General features: G+C 46.3%; 12 protein-coding genes. 5 read left to right on the forward strand and 7 right to left on the reverse strand.

Annotation, left to right across the window (positions count from 1 at the left end; translation table 11 throughout):
* Nucleotides 1-34 precede the first annotated feature (34 nt).
* The 3 genes from LU297_RS04655 to LU297_RS04665 form a co-directional block, all read right to left on the reverse strand.
* Nucleotides 35-2,560 carry a TonB-dependent receptor gene (locus LU297_RS04655; RefSeq protein ID WP_263077243.1) on the reverse strand — a complete coding sequence of 842 codons (2,526 nt, stop codon included), beginning with the start codon at nucleotides 2,558-2,560 and terminating at the stop codon, nucleotides 35-37.
* 318 nt (nucleotides 2,561-2,878) lie between these two features.
* The gene (locus LU297_RS04660; RefSeq protein WP_263077244.1) at nucleotides 2,879-5,446 is read right to left on the reverse strand and encodes a TonB-dependent receptor; all 2,568 of its coding nucleotides are present in this window, start codon (nucleotides 5,444-5,446) and stop codon (nucleotides 2,879-2,881) included.
* A gap of 362 nt (nucleotides 5,447-5,808) precedes the next feature.
* Nucleotides 5,809-6,411: a YigZ family protein gene (locus tag LU297_RS04665; protein WP_263077245.1), complete on the reverse strand. Its 603-nt coding sequence runs from the start codon at nucleotides 6,409-6,411 to the stop codon at nucleotides 5,809-5,811.
* Nucleotides 6,412-6,557: 146 nt separating this feature from the next.
* On the opposite strand from LU297_RS04665, the gene LU297_RS04670 reads away from it, so the two are divergent.
* The 5 genes from LU297_RS04670 to dapB all read left to right on the forward strand — a co-directional run bounded on the left by LU297_RS04670 (nucleotide 6,558) and on the right by dapB (nucleotide 16,929).
* A complete protein-coding gene (locus LU297_RS04670) occupies nucleotides 6,558-7,262 on the forward strand; it encodes a pseudouridine synthase (RefSeq protein WP_263077246.1) in 705 nt (234 codons plus the stop codon).
* Between the two features lie 15 nt (nucleotides 7,263-7,277).
* Nucleotides 7,278-8,258: a thioredoxin fold domain-containing protein gene (locus LU297_RS04675; protein ID WP_263077247.1), complete on the forward strand. Its 981-nt coding sequence runs from the start codon at nucleotides 7,278-7,280 to the stop codon at nucleotides 8,256-8,258.
* 216 nt (nucleotides 8,259-8,474) lie between these two features.
* Nucleotides 8,475-9,635 (forward strand): molecular chaperone DnaJ, encoded by a 1,161-nt coding sequence (gene dnaJ, locus LU297_RS04680; RefSeq protein ID WP_263077248.1) that lies wholly within the window; start codon nucleotides 8,475-8,477, stop codon nucleotides 9,633-9,635.
* 182 nt (nucleotides 9,636-9,817) lie between these two features.
* Nucleotides 9,818-15,970: a S6 family peptidase gene (locus LU297_RS04685; RefSeq protein ID WP_263077249.1), complete on the forward strand. Its 6,153-nt coding sequence runs from the start codon at nucleotides 9,818-9,820 to the stop codon at nucleotides 15,968-15,970.
* Between the two features lie 161 nt (nucleotides 15,971-16,131).
* Nucleotides 16,132-16,929, forward strand: a complete 798-nt coding sequence (gene dapB, locus LU297_RS04690; RefSeq protein WP_263077250.1) for a 4-hydroxy-tetrahydrodipicolinate reductase — start codon at nucleotides 16,132-16,134, stop codon at nucleotides 16,927-16,929.
* Between the two features lie 14 nt (nucleotides 16,930-16,943).
* Here the strand turns inward: dapB and LU297_RS04695 are convergent, their stop codons facing one another.
* The 4 genes from LU297_RS04695 to LU297_RS04710 form a co-directional block, all read right to left on the reverse strand.
* Nucleotides 16,944-18,083 (reverse strand): metallophosphoesterase, encoded by a 1,140-nt coding sequence (locus LU297_RS04695; protein WP_263077251.1) that lies wholly within the window; start codon nucleotides 18,081-18,083, stop codon nucleotides 16,944-16,946.
* A 17-nt stretch (nucleotides 18,084-18,100) separates the two neighbouring features.
* Nucleotides 18,101-19,060: a YheT family hydrolase gene (locus tag LU297_RS04700; protein ID WP_263077252.1), complete on the reverse strand. Its 960-nt coding sequence runs from the start codon at nucleotides 19,058-19,060 to the stop codon at nucleotides 18,101-18,103.
* 91 nt (nucleotides 19,061-19,151) lie between these two features.
* Nucleotides 19,152-19,868 carry a J domain-containing protein gene (locus LU297_RS04705; RefSeq protein ID WP_263077253.1) on the reverse strand — a complete coding sequence of 239 codons (717 nt, stop codon included), beginning with the start codon at nucleotides 19,866-19,868 and terminating at the stop codon, nucleotides 19,152-19,154.
* A complete protein-coding gene (locus tag LU297_RS04710) occupies nucleotides 19,868-21,796 on the reverse strand; it encodes an ABC-F family ATP-binding cassette domain-containing protein (protein WP_263077254.1) in 1,929 nt (642 codons plus the stop codon). Before LU297_RS04710 ends, LU297_RS04705 begins: the two co-directional genes overlap by 1 nt.
* Nucleotides 21,797-21,798: the final 2 nt, after the last annotated feature.

The following is a 21,798-nucleotide window of genomic DNA, read 5'->3' on the forward strand; positions in this document are numbered from 1 at the left end:
CCGCTTGTTAAGATGACAAGCGGTTTTTTTATCATCAATATTTTAAATTGATAGATAAACCATAATTTCGCCCCTGCTGCGGCACAAAAGGCAAAAACGAATTATGCACATAGATTTTTTCATTAAGCAAATTATTGGCACGAATTGACCATGTGGTATCCAGACTACCAAAGGATTTGCGATAATCTAGCCCCACATTAAGAAGATTGTAGCCAGCAGTGGCATCTTCTTGAATATAGATGGGGCATAGCTTGTCTCGTCCTGCATCATGATAAGGGCATTCGCTGTCATATTTGCTGGCAACCGATTGCGAGGTGCGTTTTTGTCCACGCACATGAGTGTATTCTAGCGATGATGAGAGATTGCCATGCTCGCCATTCACACGAAAACCGATGCGGTCAGGCGATAAGCGTGGGGCATGACGGTCAGGGCGTGCGATGGTCTCTTGCCCGATGATGGGGCGTTTATAGATGGCACATTCCTCTTCATAGTCAGGGTGAGTTCTGCTCCACCCGCAATCCTCTGGGTCTTCATAACCGACCAGCTCTGGCTTGCCATAGATATTACCCACAAAAATCGGCTCAAATCCATACAAACGACCACGCACTTTATCGCCAAACACCGCCACTTTATAATTTGGGCTGATTTGATAGCCAATTTCAAGCTCCGCTCCACGAATCTTGGCTTTGGACTGAGTATAGCGTCTCATTGCTAAGTTGCCCAGTTTGTACAGATTTTCTGGGTGAATAAAATTATCAAAGTTATTGCCATACACGCTGCCTTTGATGCTCCACTGCTCACCCTTGAAAGTCGCTCCAAATTCTAGGTTGTCTGATTTTTCTTTGGATAGATTTTTGTTGCCAAACATAAAGGAGTTGGTCGCCAGATGTTTGCCATGATAATACAGCTCCATTGGGCTTGGAATGCGTTCGTTGTGCGAGTAGGTGGTGTCTAGGCGAAGTTTGGGGCTGATGTCCCACAAAGTTGTGATAGCATAGGATTGAGCGTGATTTTTATAAGGCGTTAAATCAGGATACTCTTGGCGAATGCGTCTGCCAAAACTTTTTAAGGTATGGTCAATCTCGTTCAAATCATAACGCACAGGGATTTTTGTATCTTCATAGCGATAGCCTGTTTCTAGCGTGACATCGCCCAGCTTGGTGCTGGTTAGGACAAATGCTCCCAGCGATTTTTGGGTATTATCGACCAAAGAACGGCGATTGTCTGATTTTTCCTTGATACTGGGTGTCAAAGCGTGCGTGCGATTGCGTTGATAATCAACACCCCAAATCAGCCCAAATCTATCGCCAGCTTGATGATGAAAACTTAGCTTGCCAAGATAGGCATCATTACCAAAATAAACAGGCTCGCCCCGACCAAACATCTCCCTACGACCACTAAAATAAATCTTGCCCTCGTCCATTTCGATGTGCTTATAATCACTTACCCCCAAGTTTAGACGAACTTTATCCAGCCAAGACAATGGCTGATTTAACTCGCCTTGTATGGTGGTGCTGGCAGATTTCATCGTCAAAGTAGGCCCTGCATGGCTTAGGTCATGTTTATGCCCATACACATGCTCATGGTCATGCTCTGGGTCAGAGGTCAAATCGCTAGGGCAATGAAAATGCAGCGAATCAATCATGTCTTTATCGTCCATCAAATGCGGATAGATGGTCAGATAATGACGACCCCAGCCCAATCTGGCTTTATCGGTGTCTTGTACATGGGCGGCACAATCATCAAATTTGTGATTATGCCCCACCAGCCCATAATTTTCACGGCGATGGCTGTGTGCAATGCCAAAATAGCCCTTTTGACCGATGTAAGACAATCCAATCGTGCCAACTTTGGTGTTGTTTTGAGAATCTGGCAGATGATTAAGTAGCGTTTCATCAAATTTGATGGCAGGGACATTATACGGGTTGGCGTCTCGGTGTAGCACTTCGGCACGCAAGACCATCTTGTTGTCTATCGGCACAGTCACGCTGGCAGTGGCAAGTTTTTCATCACTACCTGTATTAAATCGCAATAAGGTCTCGCCTGTAACACCGTCTGGCATGTCGGACGGCACTCGCCCATCGATGACATTGATGACCCCAGCAGGCGAGGCATTGGCGTGCATCAGCGTACTCGCCCCACGCACCAGCTCCACTCGACTGGCAAGTAGCGTATCGACCGCAACAGCATGGTCAGGGCTGATATTAGACATATCTGCCACCGCCAAATTGTTGTTCAAAATCTTAACTCGCACACCCTCTTGCCCACGCACCACAGGAGCAGACGCACCACCGCCAAATGGATTGCTATGCACACCCAGCTCGCCTGCCAACGCATTGCCCAGCGTCGATGAACGCTGCTGCAAGACTGTTTTGGCAACGCTGGTGTCAGAGGCTTTTTGATTGGCGGTAAAGCCTGTGGCGGTCTGACCCTCTTTTTTAACGGTAACGACCACCGCCCCCAAATCCACGCTCTCATCATCGCTCGTATCATCAGCATACGCCATGACACTGCCAAGAAGCCCAATAATCGCAAGGCTTAACGCATTGTATTTCATCATCTTTAACAATCCCTGAACAAGAAAAAAGTATATTATAACATTGATACATTATTGTTACAATATTACATTATAATAATGTCGTGATTGTACTGCTTATCCATCTTAGCAGACATGATAACCCAATACACCAACAATAAAAAAACACCCATCGCTGGGTGTTTTTTTGGGTGGATATTGATATTTGGTGGTGGTCTAAACAGTATGCCAAACTGGTTTTTTCGTTCGCCATTAAGCTTGTCTGCGGGTGGGAAAACCGTGACGGTTCGACAAGCTCACTACGAACGGTTTTCTTTGTAGCATACTTTTTTGAACCAGAACCTAATATTTAAAGTTCACGCCCAAACTAAAATTTCTGCCCATTTGTGGAATGTATGGCAGGTAGGTTTCGTGGGCATATACCTGCTGATTTAGCAAATTATTCGCCTTAAAGAACACCGAATAATCGCCCAAGCCTAGCGTGGTTTGATAATCCACACCAAGATTTAGCAAATGATGTCCTTTGGTTGGGCTTTCAAAATTAGAAGTTTTGGTTTGTTCAAAGGTTTTGACATATTCCACATTGCCCGACCAACGCTCATTAAAGTTGGCTTTGATGTTCGCACCCAATCGCATTGGCGGCAAGCGTGGCGTATGACGGTCATCAGGTTTGGTGTACTCAGTTACACCATTGCTCCAAAAACTTGGTGCTTCATATTTGCTGATAATCGGTGGTAAATCGTGCAACTTGCCATCAATATAATCGCCAAAAATCGACCCATAATAGGTGTCATTAAATTGATAGCCAATTTTACCCTCAAAGCCATAAAATCTAGCAGGACTCTGGTCATAGCGATTGATACGCAAATGATAAGGGTGGGCAACTTTGGCAGTGCCTAGATATTCATTGATGGTATGCAAGTAGATATAATTATCAAAATCATACAAATAGCCAGACAGTTTATAATCCAGCTTATCGCCTTGATACGCCAAGCCCAACTCATAATTATTGGCTTTTTCTTTGGTGAGATGGCGATTGCCCACCTCAAATGAGTTGGTAGCAAGGTGCATACCGTGCGTATAAAGCTCTTGGCTATTAGGCAGTCTTTCTTGCTTGCCAATATTTAAGGACAATTTATAATTAGGCAAAAATTTCCAATGCACGCCCAGTGCATAAGAATGGGCAGTTTTTTTGTGTGGCTTGGCTGCCTCTTTGCCGTAGGCGATGACCTCTTCTAGTCGCTCTGGCGTTAAGCGAGTATGACGACGGCGAGTTACCTCCTCGATATAATCCAAATCATAATCCATTGAAACCTTTTGTTTTTCGATACGGCTGGCAAGCTCTACCTGAACTTTGCCTGTATCGTATTGCCCCATTGCAAACAGGCTTTGATTTTTTAGATTATTTTGGGTTAATAGTGGCAGTTTTCGCCACTCAGTTTGTGGTGATAATCCTTGATTATCCTGCTCAATATATTGTACACCCCACAAAGCTTTTAGGCGGTCGCTGAGCGTATGGGTCAATTCAAGTCGTGCTACTTTGCCCTTGTTAATGAATGAGGTATTAATAATATCGCCTTCTTTTTCGTCATGTTGATAATCCACATAGCCGATATTGCCTCGCACCTTGCTCACAAAAGGCAGCGGATTATCCCACTCGGTGCGTAAATCATAACGGCGAGTGGTTAAATCCACATAAGGCGGTGTGGCATGGTCGTGCTGTCTATGCACGCCGTGCGAGTGGTTGAAATTCTCGTGGGCATGTGTGGCACAGTCAGGGCGTGGATTGATATAATTGATGTCCGCCTCGTCCAATAGTTGTGGGTATCTTGCCAAATAAGGCTTGTCTCGCAAACTGTCGTGCGTGGTAATCACACCACAACCCTCATACAGATGATTGTGTGCAGGCAAGCCATATTTATCCTTTCGCTCGCTGGCGGCAATGCCAATATATCCCTGATTGCCAACCCAAGACAAACCGATACTACCCGCCTTAGAGTCCGCCCAACTTTCTGGCAAGCGGTCAAGCTGCTGATATTTTGCCCCTGCCAAATCCTTATCCAAAATCGCTTTTTGTTTTAGATAACCTTCCTCATCTTTGATGAAATAGGTTTTATCACGCCAAGACAACGCCACACCCTCTTTAAGTGCCGTCCATTCTTTTTCTAGGGCGGCTAAGCGTTCTGGTGCTTTGGTATAACGATTTAAAGTTTCCCAGTTTTCAAAATCCTGTTTGGTATAATTTGGTGTTTTATAATCGTCAGAAGTTTTGTGCAAACCCTCTGCTCGCCATACCAAATTTGAACCCATTTGTACCGTAACGCCACCTGTCAAAAGTTTTTCATTATTGCCTGTGTTATAGCGGACACCTGCTTCTAGTTCGGTGCGTTTTTGCGGCAAAGCAGTTGGGATTTTATTGTCAATAATATTAACCGCTCCCGCCAAATTACCTGATTTATACAACAAGGTACTTGCTCCACGCACGACCTCAGCACGATTGGCAAGCACGGTATCCACCATCACAGCGTGGTCTGGCGATAAATGTGCCATATCAATGACATCAGCATTGTTTTGCAAAATGGTAATGCGTTTGCCCTCTTGTCCACGAATAATAGGAGCTGATGCACCGCCACCAAACTGATTAGAATAAATGCCTAGCTCGCCATCTAAGGCATCGCCCAGTGTGGTTGGGCGTTGTTTTAGCTCTTTGGCTTTGATGGTTTGGTCAGAGATGTTTTGGCGTTTGCCCAAAAGATTGGCTTGATTTGGCACTGCCGAAGAGATTGTGATGGTCTGCACACCCAAATCAACCTCGTCATCATCGTGCCCAGTATCATCAGCTGTGGCAGCATTCATCGCAAAAACCACGCTCATCGAAAGCGTCAAGGTGGTCAGTTTGGCTATGGTCATGGGAAATCCTTACAATGGCTATTTTTTGTTAAAATAATGTTATAAAATTGCTATTTTGTAAAAATTCGTAATAATATAGTATAATAATAAGCAAGTCAATAAATGCTCATTCAAGTGATTATTTTTTGTACAAATACGGATTTGTAAGAAATTTCGTACAAGATTTGACGAATTTTGCCACTTTATCGAACAAGGTGCATTTGGCATAATACACCCAAGCAGCAACGGAACAACGGCAAATGACTTGCCAACTAAGGATAGACTGGCTGCGATATGGAAATACCTTATGGATAGTTAGCATGAATGCTCCAAAAAAAACCACAAGCGAAAGTTTGTGGTTTTTTGCCATTTTATCAGGCGAATTAACAGCCCTCCTCGTCCAAAACCTGCCCAAACACGCCCAAACTTTCGATGAATGCTGACCGTTTTGCCAAATCCATCTGCACGCTCATCTGCACCTGATTGGCATAATCTACCGTCACAATCTGCCCATCTACGGCTGACACCAGATAGCGGATTTGGGCTTCGTGAGCAAAAGTTGTCTGTACAGTCACCTGACAACGAGCCACGAACGGCACTAGCACCATCTGCTCTACCGCAAGCTGTGCTGCTGTACCGTACGCACGAGTCAAGCCACCAGCACCAAGCTTAATACCGCCAAAATACCGAACCACGACGATGATGACATTACCAATGCCTTTGTGCTGCAACACATTCAAAATCGGTCTGCCTGCCGTGCCATTCGGCTCGCCGTCATCATCAAACCCTGCACTGGTGGTGTTGTGCGGATTGCCAATCACATAACCATAGCAATGGTGGCGAGCATCTGGGTATTGCTCTTTTAGCTGCATCACACAAGCCATCGCCTGCTCCCTATCATCAATGGGATAAGCAAACGCCAAAAACTGACTCTTTTTGATGTCGTAGATGGCTTGACAAGGTGCGGCAAGGGTTTGATAGCTCACAAACAGTCTCCAAGTGGTTTTTGGGTAATTGTTGGTAAAATGGGATAAATTTTTACAATCTTATACAGCCAAGTCAAATTGTACCAAACAAAATGTGCTACACTAAGCATATTTTTACATTGAAGTCCAATTTTGACCAAAAAACTATGCGTTTAGATAAATTTTTAAGCAAAGCCACCGAGCTGTCTCGCAAAGATGCCAAAAAAGTCCTGCACGCAGGCGAAATCACCGTCAATGACATCGTTGTCAAAGACAGCAGTCATCACATCGACATCGCCAATGATGAAGTGCTATGGGCGGGCGAACCTTTGTCTGTTGCTGAGGGTAATCGCTATATTTTACTGTATAAACCTGATGGTTTTGAATGCACCCTAAAAGCCAAAGAGTACCCCATCGTCACTGATTTGATTGCCGTGCCAGAAGTGGCAAGCATTCGTATCGCAGGACGGCTTGATGTGGACACCACAGGAGCGTTGCTACTGTCTGATGACGGCTCTTGGCTACACCGTGTGACCAGCCCAAAACGCCATCAACCAAAACGCTATGAGCTGACCCTTGCCGACCCAATGGACGAAGCCGCCCAAGCACACGCCATCAAACAAGTCGCCAATGGCATCTTATTAGAAGGCGAAACCGAAAAAACCCGTCCCGCCACACTGTCCTTCGTGGACGAGACACACGCTGTCTTAATTTTGACCGAAGGCAAATACCATCAAGTCAAACGCATGATGGCATATTTTGGCAACAAAGTCATCGAGCTACACCGTGCCAGCATTGGGACAATCACACTTGATGGGCTAGAAATGGGCGAATGTCGCTTTTTGACCGCTGATGAAATTGCACAATTTTAACTAAGAAAATACAATATGACTATTAAACAATACTACAAATTAGCACTGGCAAGCTGTTTAACCTTTTGTTCGATTGGCAGTCAGGCAGGCATTGATACCCAAACAATCCAACAAACCCTAAATCAAGCAGGACTAAACGCCCCTGTGCTTGGCACGCAAGACAGTCCACTGTCGGGGATTAGCACCATTAAGCTGGGCAATGGCGGGCAGATTCTCATCAGTGATGACTTACGCTATCTGGTGGCAGGTTCGCTAGAAGCCAATCCCAGCCCCATCACGCCCATCAATCCTGCCGTGATGGCAGACCAGCCTGCTGGCACACCAGTATCGGCAGCATACAAAAAAGCCTTGCTTGCCAATATGAGTGCCTTGCCAAACATGAATGAGCATTCAGCATTTTTCCATACCAACTTACCCAGTCTGCTTTGGGGTGTGTCTGGCAAAGGCGGTGTGCCATTTTTGGTCAGCAAAGATGCCAAATATCTAGCCAGTGGCGATATTGGCGTACTTCATGATGGGCAATTTTCTGCCAATGACGAAGCCTTTGAGATTGCCAAAAATCGCCATGTTTTGCACGCTCTGCCAGAGGCTGCCTTAGCAATCTATCCAGCCATTGGCAAGGAGCGAGCGGTGGTCTATGTGGCAACCGACATTCATTGCCCTTATTGCCGAATGTTTCACGAAAAAATCCACGAATTCAACCAAAAAGGCATCACCATCAAAGCCATCGGCTATCCTGTCTATGATGAATCCGCCAAACCAATGCGTAAACTGTGGTGTGAAACTGACAACGCCAAGCGAGCCACTCTACTCAGTGCTGGCATGAAAGGCATTTTTGACAAAGACACCAGCTGCCAGTCACCAGTCATTGACCAGACATTTTTGCAAACCCAAGCCTTGGGCATCTATGCCACACCAGCCATTTATAGCGATAAAGGCGAGTTGTTTATGGGTGATTTTACTGGCAAGTCCTTTTATGAATTTTTGGGTTTATAATAAACCACTCCAACCGACCGCCAAACTTGCTTGGCGGTTTTTTTGGGCAAAATTGATGTTTCACATGAAACAATAGCAATCTTGGCGACAATCCTGCTTGGTTTTTTAGAAAATTTTTTACCCAAATCCACACTTTTTATCCGTCTTTGGCTTGATAAATTGGCAAAAAACTCCATAAACAGGCAAGATTTTGACAAATTGACGAGAAACTAAGCAATGAGCAAAGATTTTTATAGTGTTTTGGGCGTGGAACGCTCGGCTGACGAAAAAGAAATCAAAAAAGCCTACCGCAAGCTGGCAATGAAATATCACCCAGACCGCAACCCAGACGACCCTGCTGCCGAAGAAAAATTCAAAGAAGCCAGCATGGCATACGAGGTGCTGTCTGATGCCGAAAAACGAGCCGCTTATGACCGCATGGGGCATGCAGCCTTTGAACAAAGTATGAATAATGGCGGCTTTGGTGGCGGTGGTTTTGGTGGTTTTGAAGGCTTTGGCGGTGGCAGTTTCCAAGATATTTTTGGCGACTTATTCGGTCAAGCCTTTGGTGGCGGCGGTGGTTTTGGCGGTCGTGGTCGCCGTGCCAGCAAAGGGGCAGACCTGCTATACCAAGTCAGCTTGACGCTAGAAGAAGCGGTGGCTGGCTGTAAAAAAGAAATCAGTTTTAGCAGTGCTGTCAGCTGTGATACCTGTGATGGCAAAGGGGCAAAATCTGCTGGCGACATCGTCACTTGTAGCCATTGTCAAGGTTGTGGACAGGTGCATATGCAGCAAGGTTTCTTTGTGATGCAACAAACCTGCCCTGTATGTCAAGGCAGCGGCAAACAAATCAAAAATCCTTGCCCTGATTGCCATGGCGAAGGCAAACAACAAAAACAGCAAACATTGCAAGTCTCTATCCCTGCTGGTGTGGACAATGGCGACCGTGTGCGACTGGCTGGCAAAGGTGAAGCAGGCGAAAATGGCATGCCAAATGGCGATTTGTATGTCGAGATTCATGTCAAACCGCACGCCATCTATACCAGAAATGGGGCAGATTTGCACATCGATGTGCCCATCTCTATCGCCAGTGCCGCTCTTGGTGATGATATCGAAATCCCAACGCTGGACGGCAAAATCAATCTAAAAATCGCCGAAGGCACACAAAGTGGCAAACTGCTGCGTGTGCGTGGCAAAGGCGTTACCACCGTGCGTGGACGAATGCAGGGCGATTTGATTTGTCGTGTCATCGTGCAAACACCGACCAACTTGACCAACGAACAAAAAGAGTTGCTTGAAAAATTCCAAGCAACCTTAGGCGACGAAAATAGCCAAATTGGCAAGAAAAAAGGATTCTTTGACAAAATCAAAGATGATGTCAAGGACTTATTTGACTAAGTCTGTCAGCACACCTCATTAAGCCCTTAGCAGCAGCTGGGGGCTTTTTGTTTGATTGTTGCTCAAACTTAACAAAAAAGTGAATTTTTGCAACGACATCATCTTGCTTTTACCCCTCTTTTATTGAATAATAGCGAAAATTTCGTTTTCTTTTATTTGGTCAGATTCTGGAATGGATTCTTATGAAAATCAAACGCACCCTTCTTGCCACCGCCATCGCCAGTGCTGTTGCCAGCAGTCTATCGCACGCATCAAGCATTCGTCAGGACATCGATTTACAAACCTATCGTGATTTTGCCGAAAATAAGGGCGAATTTGTCGCTGGGGCAACCGACATCGTCATTCGCAACAAAAATGGCGACATCATTGGCACTTTATTGCCAGCAGGTGTGCCTGTACCTGATTTTAGTGCCGCTAACGCCAAATCAGGCGTGGTTACACTCATTTCCCCACAGCTGACTGGCACCGTGCAACACAATCCCACCTATGTCCTGCTGGGGCAAGACCATCAACAGTTTGCCAAAGACCGTACCTCTACCAATGCTCGCAATCTACAACTGGTCTATGATGGGCTAAGTTTTGGGGCAAATGACAGCCATCACGCCCCAAAGAATCATTATTTTGTCGTCAAACGCAATGATTTAGAAAAAGACCTCAATGTACACGGCTCACACGCAGGACGCTATCCTAGGGGATTTAACACCCGCAAAATCATCAAAACCGAAGATGAAGCCACTTCCAATGACCCAAACAATGACTTTTGGTCATGGTATGGAGCAAACTATGTCTATGACCTTGCCCTACCACGCCTACATAAGCTGGTTACCGAAACCGCACCAACACCCACTTTGAATGATTTAAGCGAATTTAAAGTCGAAAATTATAGTGCTTTTGTCCATGTGGGTTCTGGTGTGCTAGAACAGGTCGATCCAAGCACAGGCGACCCCATCTCGTTCAATGGCGTGTATCCACATCGCACTGACTTAGGCGAAAATACTTTCGTTCACGAATTTTTGACCGCAGGCATGTCCCCTGCCCTAAAATCACAAATCGCCATCAACGGCAGTAAAAACAACACAGACGCTGGCAATGTGTCCTTTTATTTGGTGGGCGAAGACACCGATTATCGCCAATTTTATGACGAACAAAACACGCCTATCGTCACACCAGACGGTGTACGCTTACCGCTGGCGGCTGCGATACAGCCTGGCGATAGCGGCAGTGGATTTTATGGCTTTAATAAGCTGACACAGCAATGGGAGTTGATTGGTTTTGTCCAAAGTGGCAATGGTGGGGCGACAGGCGACGAACGCCAAAATCGCCTCAATGCTTACAGCGACCAATACACTTTATTTGACCCTTACTTTAAGCAATTAACCGATTATCAAGATGCCGTTGCCGCTCCCCAAAGTGATGATTTGGTCTGGCAACAAGCAGCAGAAAACACCCTGCTTAATGATGAAACATTGCTCGAAAAACACAAAGACTTGTACATCGATACCGATGGCACTTTGACGCTGGCGACCGACATCGACCAAAAAAGTGGTTCAATCTATGTCGGTACGGCAGGCACGCCCACCACATTAACCATCACAGGCGATGGCACAACACACACAGGCGGTGGTATCTATGTGGGCGATGGCAGTCAGGTTGATTATCAAGTTGGCATCAAAGAAAAAATCACGGTGTACAGCCAGCTGGGGCAAACAGATGAATACCTAGCCAAACTGGGCGGTGGCACACTCACCATCAGCGGACAAGGCGATAACTTGGGCGGTATCAGCGTGGGCGATGGTACGGTCGTGCTGGATAAAGATGGACAAGCTGCCAAATATGTCGAGCTGGTCAGCGGTCGTGGTCAAGTGATAATAAATCGTAATCAGCAGGTCAAAAATGAAGATTTTCGTTTTGGGCATCTAGGCGGTACACTGGATTTGAATGGTCAATCCATCACCACCAATTATCTACACAATGTGGATCGTGGTGCAAAAATCGTCAATAACAACGCCCAAGCAGACTCTACCCTTGTCTGGCGGTCGTCTCGTGATTTTGTGTTTGGCAAAGATGCACAGGGGCATTATGCCGTCATTGGCAATGCCCATCTTGACCGCCAATCAGGAGCCAATGCTGCCAACTACATCAATCTAGGCAAGACCACCGAAGAAGCTGAGCAAGCCAAAACAGCCCTACTAAACAGTCAGGGTGTTGCGACCGCCTTTGCTGGTCAATTAGGCGACCAACAACAAGCAGGCAAGCTCAATGTCGTCTTTGACCCAACACATCATGACGCCAAATGGCTACTGACGGGTGGCAGTTTTGTCAATGAGCTGACCGCCAATCGTGGCACGCTGATTTTGGCAGGCAGACCCACGCCCAGAGCCTTTGACCATCTTAGCCAAAGCGATTTTGACCCCAATCAAAACACTTGGCTAGATGCCCAATACACCGCCAATACCATCACCGCTCGTCATGACGCTACCGTCAAATCAGCACGAGGAGCCAGCACCATCACCGCCAATCTTGTCGGTCAAGATGAGGCAAACTTTGACATTGGTTTTATGCCAGATTCTCAGGATAAGCTGTGCGTGCGTTCGGATTATCATGGCTTAATCGAATGCCAAGCCCTGACACCCACCGACAACCAAGACCACCAAGTTCGCACCACTTTATCAGGCGATGTCACACTCAACCATCACGCCAAAGCGACCTTGTTAGGCAGCGACTGGACAGGGGTGGCATCTGGGGCAGCTGACACACAGCTGACACTGAATCAAAGTTTATGGCAAATGAGCCAAAGCAGCACCGTTGGCAAGCTAACGCTCAATGATGCCATCATCAAACTTGGTCAAAATGGTCATTTTAATACCTTGACCGTGCTGGGCGACCTGACTGGCAAAAGCCAGATTCACTATCGCACCAACATCAAAAATTTAGCAGGCGACAAGATAGTCGTTCATGGAAAAACCGCAGGAACACATACGCTACATATCGAGAATGATGGCGTAGAACCTGCCGTCCCAGACAGCAAGCTGATACTCATTGAAACCAAAGGCGAGCAAGATAATCCAAACATCGTGCTGGCAAGTGGCACGGTGGATTTGGGAGCGTATCGCTACACACTAGGCAATGATGCACAGGCATTTTATTTGTATAATCCAGAACTGGACAAACAAGCCGAACAAGAACGCCTAGAAGCCGAACGCCTAACTAAGATTGAAGAAGAAAAACGCTTAGAAGCAGAGCGTTTAGCTAAAGAGGCTGAAGAAAAACGCTTGGCAGAAGAAAAAGCCAAAGCTGAACAAGCCGAGCGTGAGCGTTTGGAAGCTGAACGACTTGCTCGTGAAGAAGCTGAACGCTTAGCTAAGATTGAAGAAGAAAAGCGTTTGGCAGAAGAAGCCAAACAAGCCGAACTTGCTCGTCAAAAAGCAGAGCAAGAACGACTAGAAGCGGAGCGTTTAGCCAAAGAAGCCGAAGAAAAACGCCTAGCGGAAGAAAAAGCCAAAGCTGAACAAGCCGAGCATGAGCGTTTGGAAGCTGAAAGACTTGCCAAAGAAGCAGAAGAAAAAGCTCAGCAAGAAGTATTAGCAAAACAAAAGGCTGAGCAAGAACGACTCGAAGCCGAACGCTTAGCCAAACTTGAAGAAGAAAAGCGTTTAGCAGAAGAAGCTGAAAAAGCAAGGCTTGCTCAACTTGAACAAGAGCGTTTAGAGGCGGAAAAACTTGTCCAGCTTGAAAAAGAGCGTTTAGAAGCTGAAAAACTTGCCAAAGAAGCAGAAGAAAAGCGTCTAGCTGAAGAGAAAGCCCGTCAAGAAGAATTGGCAAAGCAAAAAGCTGAGCAGGAACGACTAGAAGCAGAGCGTTTAGCCAAAGAAGCCGAAGAAAAACGCTTAGCGGAAGAAGCTGAAAAAGCAAGATTGGCTCAACTTGAAAAAGAGCGTCTAGAAGCAGAAAGACTTGCCAAAGAAGCTGAGGAAAAAGCTCGTCAAGAAGAATTGGCAAGACAAAAAGCCGAACAAGAACGTTTAGAAGCAGAGCGTTTGGCTAAAGAGGCTGAGGAAAAACGCTTAGCAGAAGAAAAAGCCAAAGCTGAACAAGCCGAGCGTGAGCATTTGGAAGCCGAACGACTTGCCAAAGAAGCTGAGGAAAAACGCTTAGCGGAAGAAAAACGCCTAGAAGCAGAGCGTTTAGCCAAAGAAGCCGAAGAAAAACGCTTAGCGGAAGAAGCTGAAAAAGCAAGATTGGCTCAACTTGAAAAAGAGCGTCTAGAAGCAGAAAGACTTGCCAAAGAAGCTGAGGAAAAAGCTCGTCAGGAGCAACTTGCTCGTGAAGAAGCCGAACGATTAGCCAAACTTGAAGAAGAAAAACGCTTGGCAGAAGAAAAAGCTCGTCAAGAAGCCGAAGAAAAAGCTCAGCAAGAAGCATTAGCAAAACAAAAAGCAGAGCAAGAACGACTAGAAGCTGAACGCCTAGCCAAACTTGAAGAAGAAAAACGCTTAGCAGAAGAGGCTGAAAAAGCAAGACTGGCTCAACTTAAACAAGAGCGTTTGGAAGCTGAACGACTTGCCAAAGAAGCTGAGGAAAAGCGTTTGGCAGAAGAAAAAGCCAAAGCCGAACAAGCTGAGCGTGAGCGTTTGGAAGCTGAACGACTTGCCAAAGAAGCCGAAAAAGCAAGACTTGCTCAGCTTGAAAAAGAGCGTTTAGAAGCTGAAAGATTTGCCAAAGAAGCTGAGGAAAAACGCTTAGCGGAAGAAAAGACTCATCAAGAACAACTTGCTCGTGAAGAGGCTGAAAAAGAAGCTGAACTTGCTCGTCAAAAAGCTGAGCAAGAGCGTTTAGAAGCCGAACGCTTAGTCAAACTTGAAGAAGAAAAACGCCTAGCAGAAGAAGCTGAAAAAGCAAGATTGGCTCAACTTGAACAAGAGCGTTTAGAAGCCGAAGAAAAATCTCGTCAAGAACAACTCGCTCGTGAAGAAGCTGAACGCTTAGCTAAGATTGAAGAAGAAAAACGCTTAGAAGCAGAAAGACTTGCCAAAGAAGCTGAGGAAAAGCGTTTGGCAGAAGAGAAAGCTCGTCAAGAAGAATTGGCAAGACAAAAAGCCAAACAAGAACGACTAGAAGCAGAGCGTTTAGCCAAACTTGAAGAAGAAAAACGCTTGGCAGAAGAAGCTGAAAAAGCAAAACTTGCTCAACTTGAACAAGAGCGTTTGGAAGCCGAAGAAAAAGCTCGTCAAGAACAGCTGGCTCGTGAAGAGGCTGAAAAACTTGCCAAAGAAGCCGAAGAAGCCAAACAAGCTGAACTTGCTCGTCAAAAAGCCGAAGAAAAACGACTTGCAGAAGAAAAAGCCAAAGCTGAACAGGCTGAGCGTGAGCGTTTGGAAGCTGAACGCTTAGCCAAACTTGAAGAAGAAAAACGCCTAGCCGAAGAAGCTGAAAAAGCAAAACTTGCTCAACTTGAACAAGAGCGTTTGGCAAAACTTGCTCAACAAAAACAAGCACAGCTCATCAGTCGTTATACCAATGCCGCTTTGTCAGATTTGTCATCACACGCTTATGGTGTTTTGCAGATGGGGCACCACCTTAGCCAAACCTTGCGTGGCGATTTGAGTAATATCTGGCTGCACGCTGACCACAGCCAAAGCACACATCAAAGCGAGCTATACCGACCCTTTGAACGCACATCTCACGGTCAGCAAATCGGTCTTAGTGGACAGACAGACCAGCTACGCTATGGTGTGGTTGTTGCCACACAAGACAGCCAAGCAAAACTTGCCGATGCGATGCACGCTGAACATCGTAGCACGCTTGCCAGCATTTTTGCCAAATACCAGTGGCAAGATACTGCTGTCATGATTGATGTTGGCGTTGGTCGCACCAAAACCATGGTGGAAAACATCGATGGCAAACGCAATTTTGCCAACATCGGTCTGGGCATCAACCATCAATTTGGCAGTAAAATCATCGTCGTACCAAGCGTCTATGTCAGACATCATCAGCTTGATGGGGCAAATTATCAATTAAACGGAGCAAACATCACGCTTGATAACACCAGCATCAACCAAACCGGTGGCGATGTACAAATCCAAACCGACATCAAACACGGTGCATGGACCATCACGCCAAGCATTGGGGTTGGTTATCAGCAGTATCAAGGTAAAGGCGTTGTTACGGTCAATGGTCATCAGTTTGAACAACGCTTTGGTGATGGTCAATATGCCAATATTGGCGTGCAGATACAACAAGGGGCTTTTGGTCTTAAAGCCCAGCTAGAACAACATCATGGCGATGAAATTGACAAACACACGCAGGCAAGCATTCGCTTAGGTTATACTTGGTAAACCAACTGCTCATCGTCCCAAAGTGATGCTTTGGGATGACTTTTTTTGGATAAAAAAACAAACTTTTATTCGCAAATAGCGATGAAAAACTTAGCCAGCTCTGCTATAATCAAAATCATTTCAACTGATACTTATTTGAACCAATCTATCAAGGATACACGATGAGCAATCTTAATATCGGCATCATGGGTGCATCAGGTCGCATGGGCAGAATGTTGATTCAAGCAACTTTGAATCACCCAAACGCCACATTGGCTGGGGCGTATGTTCGCAGTATTTCTAGCTTGATTGGGGCAGATGCTGGCGAATTCATCGGTGCTGGTCGCACGGGTGTGGCACTTTCTACCTTGTCGGCACAAAATTTGGGCGTGCTGATTGATTTTAGCTTGCCAGAAGCCCTAGATGAAGTCTTGGCACAATGTATCGAGCATAAAGTACCACTGGTGATGGGCGTGACTGGCTTAAATGCAGAACAAGAAGCCAAGCTTAAAAATGCCGCTCAGCACATTGCCATTGTCTATGCAGGCAACTACTCAACTGGGGTCAATTTATCACTCAATCTGCTGGCAACCACCGCTCGTGTGCTGGGGCTAAATGCTGATGTTGAAATCATCGAACATCACCACAAGCACAAAATCGACGCCCCCTCTGGCACGGCACTGATGATGGCTCGTGCAGTGGCAGAAAGTCGTGGTCAGCAGCTAAACAATGTGCTGGTGCATGGCAGACAAGGCAGTGCCAAGCGTGAACTGGGCCAAATTGGCATGCACGCTTTGCGTGGTGGTGAGATTATTGGTGAGCATACGGTTGAATTTATCATGGACGGTGAAATCATCGAAATCACCCACAAAGCCCAAAGTCGTGCCACTTTTGCCACAGGAGCGGTGCGAGCGGCGATTTGGGTTGCCAATCAGCCAGCAGGTCTTTATGACATGAAAGATGTGCTTGGTTTACAATAAATACAATAAAGCCCCTATCTTGGGGCTTTATCATTTGGCAATGAGACATCAGAGCGTCCCACCACATCAATAATCCAAACCTCAGAGCGAGACCCAAGCCGCAACGGCACACCCCAAAATCCGTAGCCAGACGACACCACCACCGCCATACCATTGATGACATCATGCCCATAGCCAACACGATTGAGTGCCTTGATAATAAAGTTGGCAGGGAATACTTGCCCATTATGCGTGTGTCCTGATACCTGCAAATCGATGGGCAATCGGCTATTTTCATCAATCTGGCTAGGACGATGATCCAGCAAAATGACAGGATAATCGGTATTGACGCTTGCCATCAACGCTTGGGTTGTCAATCGCTGTGTGTGATGGTCATCAAAACGACCCACCAAACTGATGGGAATCTCTTGACCGTTTTTATGCACAGACATCAGCATGGTTTTATCATCAAGTAAGATTGCACCGCTGGCAGTGATGGCATTGATGATACTTTGGTAAGCCTGCGTCTGATACAAATCATGATTGCCCAAACTGACCACCGCTCCATTGGTGGTTGCAGACACCAGTTTGGCAAAATGTGGCTGCATCTTTTTGGCTTCAAATGCCAATGTATCATCGTCCATGATGTCGCCAGGCATGAGCAATAAATCCACCTGCTCACGACGCAAAATGTCTGACAATAAATCAAGCTCACGATTGCCAAACAACGCCCCCAAATGCAAATCACTTGCCACCGCCAGACGAACACTATCTGACATTGGCTTATCCAGTCTGACTGTCAAATGACGAGTGGTTGGCATATAGGCATTAAACACCGAGTAGCCCAAAAGCCCCATGAAGCTAAGCACCCCAATCGCACGCAAACCATGCCCAAGATTGATGCTAAGTTGATTGACCAAAAAAGCCAGCAAGCAGGTAAACACGATGGCAAGCACCCCAATCCACAGCACCGCCAAATAGCCCATCGTCAGGCGAAATGCTCCAAACAACAATCCCGCCAAAAACAGATGACTAATCACAAACCCGCCAATCATCAACCAGCGTTGAGCCTGTGCATCAAGCACTGGGGAGGTCAGCCAGCCCAAGCCTTTAAAAACCACAAAAGTGCATAATTCAAACAGACATATCACGCCTGCCAAAAATAACATTCGCATCTTATCCTCTTAGGTCATCATTGCCCAAAAAATGCCAAAGCACGGTCAGCCACAAAACCAAGCTCAAACTGACGTGCTTGATAATCATAATCAACAAAACCAATATGACCGCCATAGCGAGTGTCTAACAGCTCAACCGATGACGAGACATCGCCAGCTTCGGCAGTCACGCCCAAAAATGGGTCATCTTTGGCGGTAATAATCAAGGTAGGCTTAACAACATTTGCCAAATATGGCAAGGCTGATGCTTGACGATAATAATCATTTTTTGAGCGAAAACCGTGTCTGGGTGCGGTGAATACATTATCAAAATCGCCCATTCGTTTGGCTTGTTTTAGGGCAATGATTTCATCAGGGGTCAAACGGTTGTCCAATGCTTTTTTGATGATGGGATTAAGTAAATACGGAGTATAAATATGCTTACCCAGCAATCGCTCCATCGCCACCGATGCACTTGCCAAATCCACAGGGGCTGAGACCACCACCGCACGCTGTGCTATGGCATCTGTGCCGTATTCGCCCATGTATTTTGCCAAAGCATTCCCGCCCAGCGATACTCCGATGGCAAAAATAGAGTCAAACTCTTTGGATAATAAACTCAAATAATGATGTAATTCTGCCGTATCGCCAGCATTATAAAACACCTCGCCAGCCACCGCCACACCACCGCAGGAACGAAAGTGAGCCACCACAAAATGCAAGCCAGCAGCCTGCACCGCCTTTGCCAAAGTTTTGGCATAATGACTTTGGCTTGACCCCTCCATGCCATGAAACAACACCACCAAAGGCTTGCCATACCGACCATCATCACACTTGGTATCATCGGTCAGCAAATAATCAAACGCCACATCACTTTGGTTGAGCGAATCTTTCACCAAAACCCTGTGATAATCAGGCGTGTGCTTGACCAAAAATTTTGGCAAAATGGTTTGTAAATGTGGATTTTTTAGCCACAAAGGTGGGTTAAAATCGGTCATGATTCATCTCTTGATTTGGTTAAAATAAGGCATGATTAAAACATATACGACAAATGAAATACTCATGGCAAGCCTAGCAAGCCATCAGGTCTTATTTGGCATTAAAATATATCATCAAATCGCCAGCCTCTTGCCCATCATCAATGCCACGACCTGACAAGGTGATGCTGGCTGGTAGTGATGTATTTGCTGGCAGTTTTAGTTGTAGTGACCAAGGTTTTGGTAAATCAACCAAACCACAAGACAGCATTTTTTCATCAAGCCAAAGCAGATAATGCACATCTTTGCCGTGTACTTTGATGTCCTTTTGCCTGATGTGAATTTTAAATTTTTCTACACCAACATCAATCACATCGCCATCAGACAGACCTTTTGGTAGGGCGATTTTTTGTCCATTCATCAGCACCACACCCCCTTGATAAGCGGTGCATAAATCAATCACGCACACACCAAGCTCGGCATTTTGTGCATGGATTTCGTCCAAGATGGGCGATGATGGCAAATGTTGCCAGAGTTTTTTGGCACAGGTTTTGGCAAAATGACCCAACTGCCACGCTGAATGATACAAACGCTGCCCTGCTTGATACAGTCGTCTTTGGCGATGAAACTGGGCAAACTTGGCATCATAGCTGGCTCGTTTGGCTGGATTTTTGAGTGTTTCATAAGCCATATTAAGCAATAACGCCTGTTCATCACTGCCTTGTTTATCTGGGTGATGCTGAGCAATCTGACGGCGATAGGCTTGTTTGATGGCTGACAAATCAGCATTCATGTCCACACCAAGTAGCTGATAGTAGTCAGGCAACATCAGACAAGCTCCTGCTCCAATGTTTCTAGCTCGTCCATTGCCAACAGCAACGCCTCTTCGATGTCAGCAAGTCGCTTTTGTTCTTCATTTTGCTTGGCAAGCAGTTGCAGCAACTGCTCTTTATTGGCATCATCGTACAGCTGACCATCGCCAAGCAGTTCATCAATCTGAGCAAGCTTACTGGTTATTTGATTCAGCTTATCTTCAAGATGAGCAATCTTTTTACGCACAGGTGCGGTCTGCTCTCGCAATTTGGCATTCTTTTTTCGCCGCTCTTCTTTGCTTAGCTGCTCATTTTTGGGTTCGTCTTGGGCGGTCTTGGCAGAATTAGCCGATGACTGCTGGGCGGTTTTGGCAAGTCTTGCTTGTCGCAAATGCTCAGCGTAGTCGCTCATGTCGCCCACAAAGGTTGTCGCCTTGCCATCTGCCACCAATAATAGCTCGTCACACACCGATAAAATCAGCTCCCTATCGTGCGACACCAAAATCAATGCCCCTTGATAATCCTGTAAAGCAAGCATGAGGGCATTTCGCATTTGTAAATCTAGGTGGTTGGTTGGCTCGTCCAGCACCAAGACATTGGGGCGTTGCCAAACCAATAGTGCCAGCATCAATCTGGCTCGCTCGCCACCTGAAAACAACCGTGCCACCGTATCAATGCGGTCACCACGAAAATCAAAACTGCCCAAAAATGCTCGCAACTGTGCATCTGATGTCTGTCCTGCCAAGCGTCTTAGCATTATCATGGGTGTGGCATCATCATCTAGACTGTCCATCTGATGCTGATTAAAATAGCCCAATTTGAGCGTCTGTGAGACCTTATGCACACCGCTGATGAGTGGCAACTGCCCCACCAACGCCTTAATCAGCGTGGATTTACCTGCACCATTTGCACCCAAAATGCCCAAACGAACCTCTGGCGTGATTTGTACATTGACTCGGCTGATTAACGGAGCATCAGCAGTATAGCCAATCGTTGCATTATCCAGCGTGATGAGTGGCGATGCCATGTGTGATGGTTCATAAAATTGGAAACTAAATGCACTGTCTGCCATCACAGGGGCAAGCTCATTCATGCGGTCAAGTTGCTTGATGCGACTTTGGGCTTGCTTGGCTTTGGTTGCTTTGGCACGAAAACGGCGGATATAATCTTCCAAGTGAGCCTTGACTGCCTGCTGTTTTTCGTAAGCTTGTTGCTCTTGGGCGAGGCGTTCGGCACGCATCTTGACAAACTGGCTATAATTACCCGAATACAGCGTGATTTTTCCATGTTCGATGTGCAAAATATGCCCACAAACCGCGTCCAAAAATGCTTGGTCGTGACTGATGAGCAGGACCAAGCCATCAAAACCTGCCAGCCATTCTTCTAGCCACAAAATAGCGTCCAAATCCAAATGGTTGGTCGGCTCGTCCAAAAGCAACACCTCAGCACGGTGCATCAAGGTGCGAGCCAGATTCAGTCGCATTCGCCAGCCACCAGAAAACAGTGCTACCTGCCTTGCATGGTCTGCCTCGCCAAAACCCAAGCCCGACAAAATAATCGCCGCCTTAGCACGAGTACGATAGCCATCAATCTCCTCAAAGCGTTGGTATAACGCAGCGATTTGCTCAGTAGATAGCCCATCTTGCTGTGCCAGTTTGTCAGACAACGACCACCATTCGCCATCGCCTGACAGCACATAATCCATCGCCGTCATGTCTGTGGCATGAATCTCTTGTGCCATGTGGGCAATCTGCCAATCTTGTGGCATCACAATCTGCCCTGCATCTGTGCCATATTCGCCCAAAATGGCGGCAAACAAGGTAGATTTGCCCGTGCCATTATTGCCTGTCAGACCGATTTTTTGGGTTTTGTGCAGTTGTAAATTCACATCACTAAACAGCACTCGCCCCTCACGGCGTATCGCCACTTCTTTAAATTCAATCACGA

Origin of the sequence: Moraxella nasicaprae, assembly GCF_025643275.1 — a bacterium.
Classification (GTDB): Bacteria; Pseudomonadota; Gammaproteobacteria; order Pseudomonadales; family Moraxellaceae; genus Moraxella; species Moraxella nasicaprae.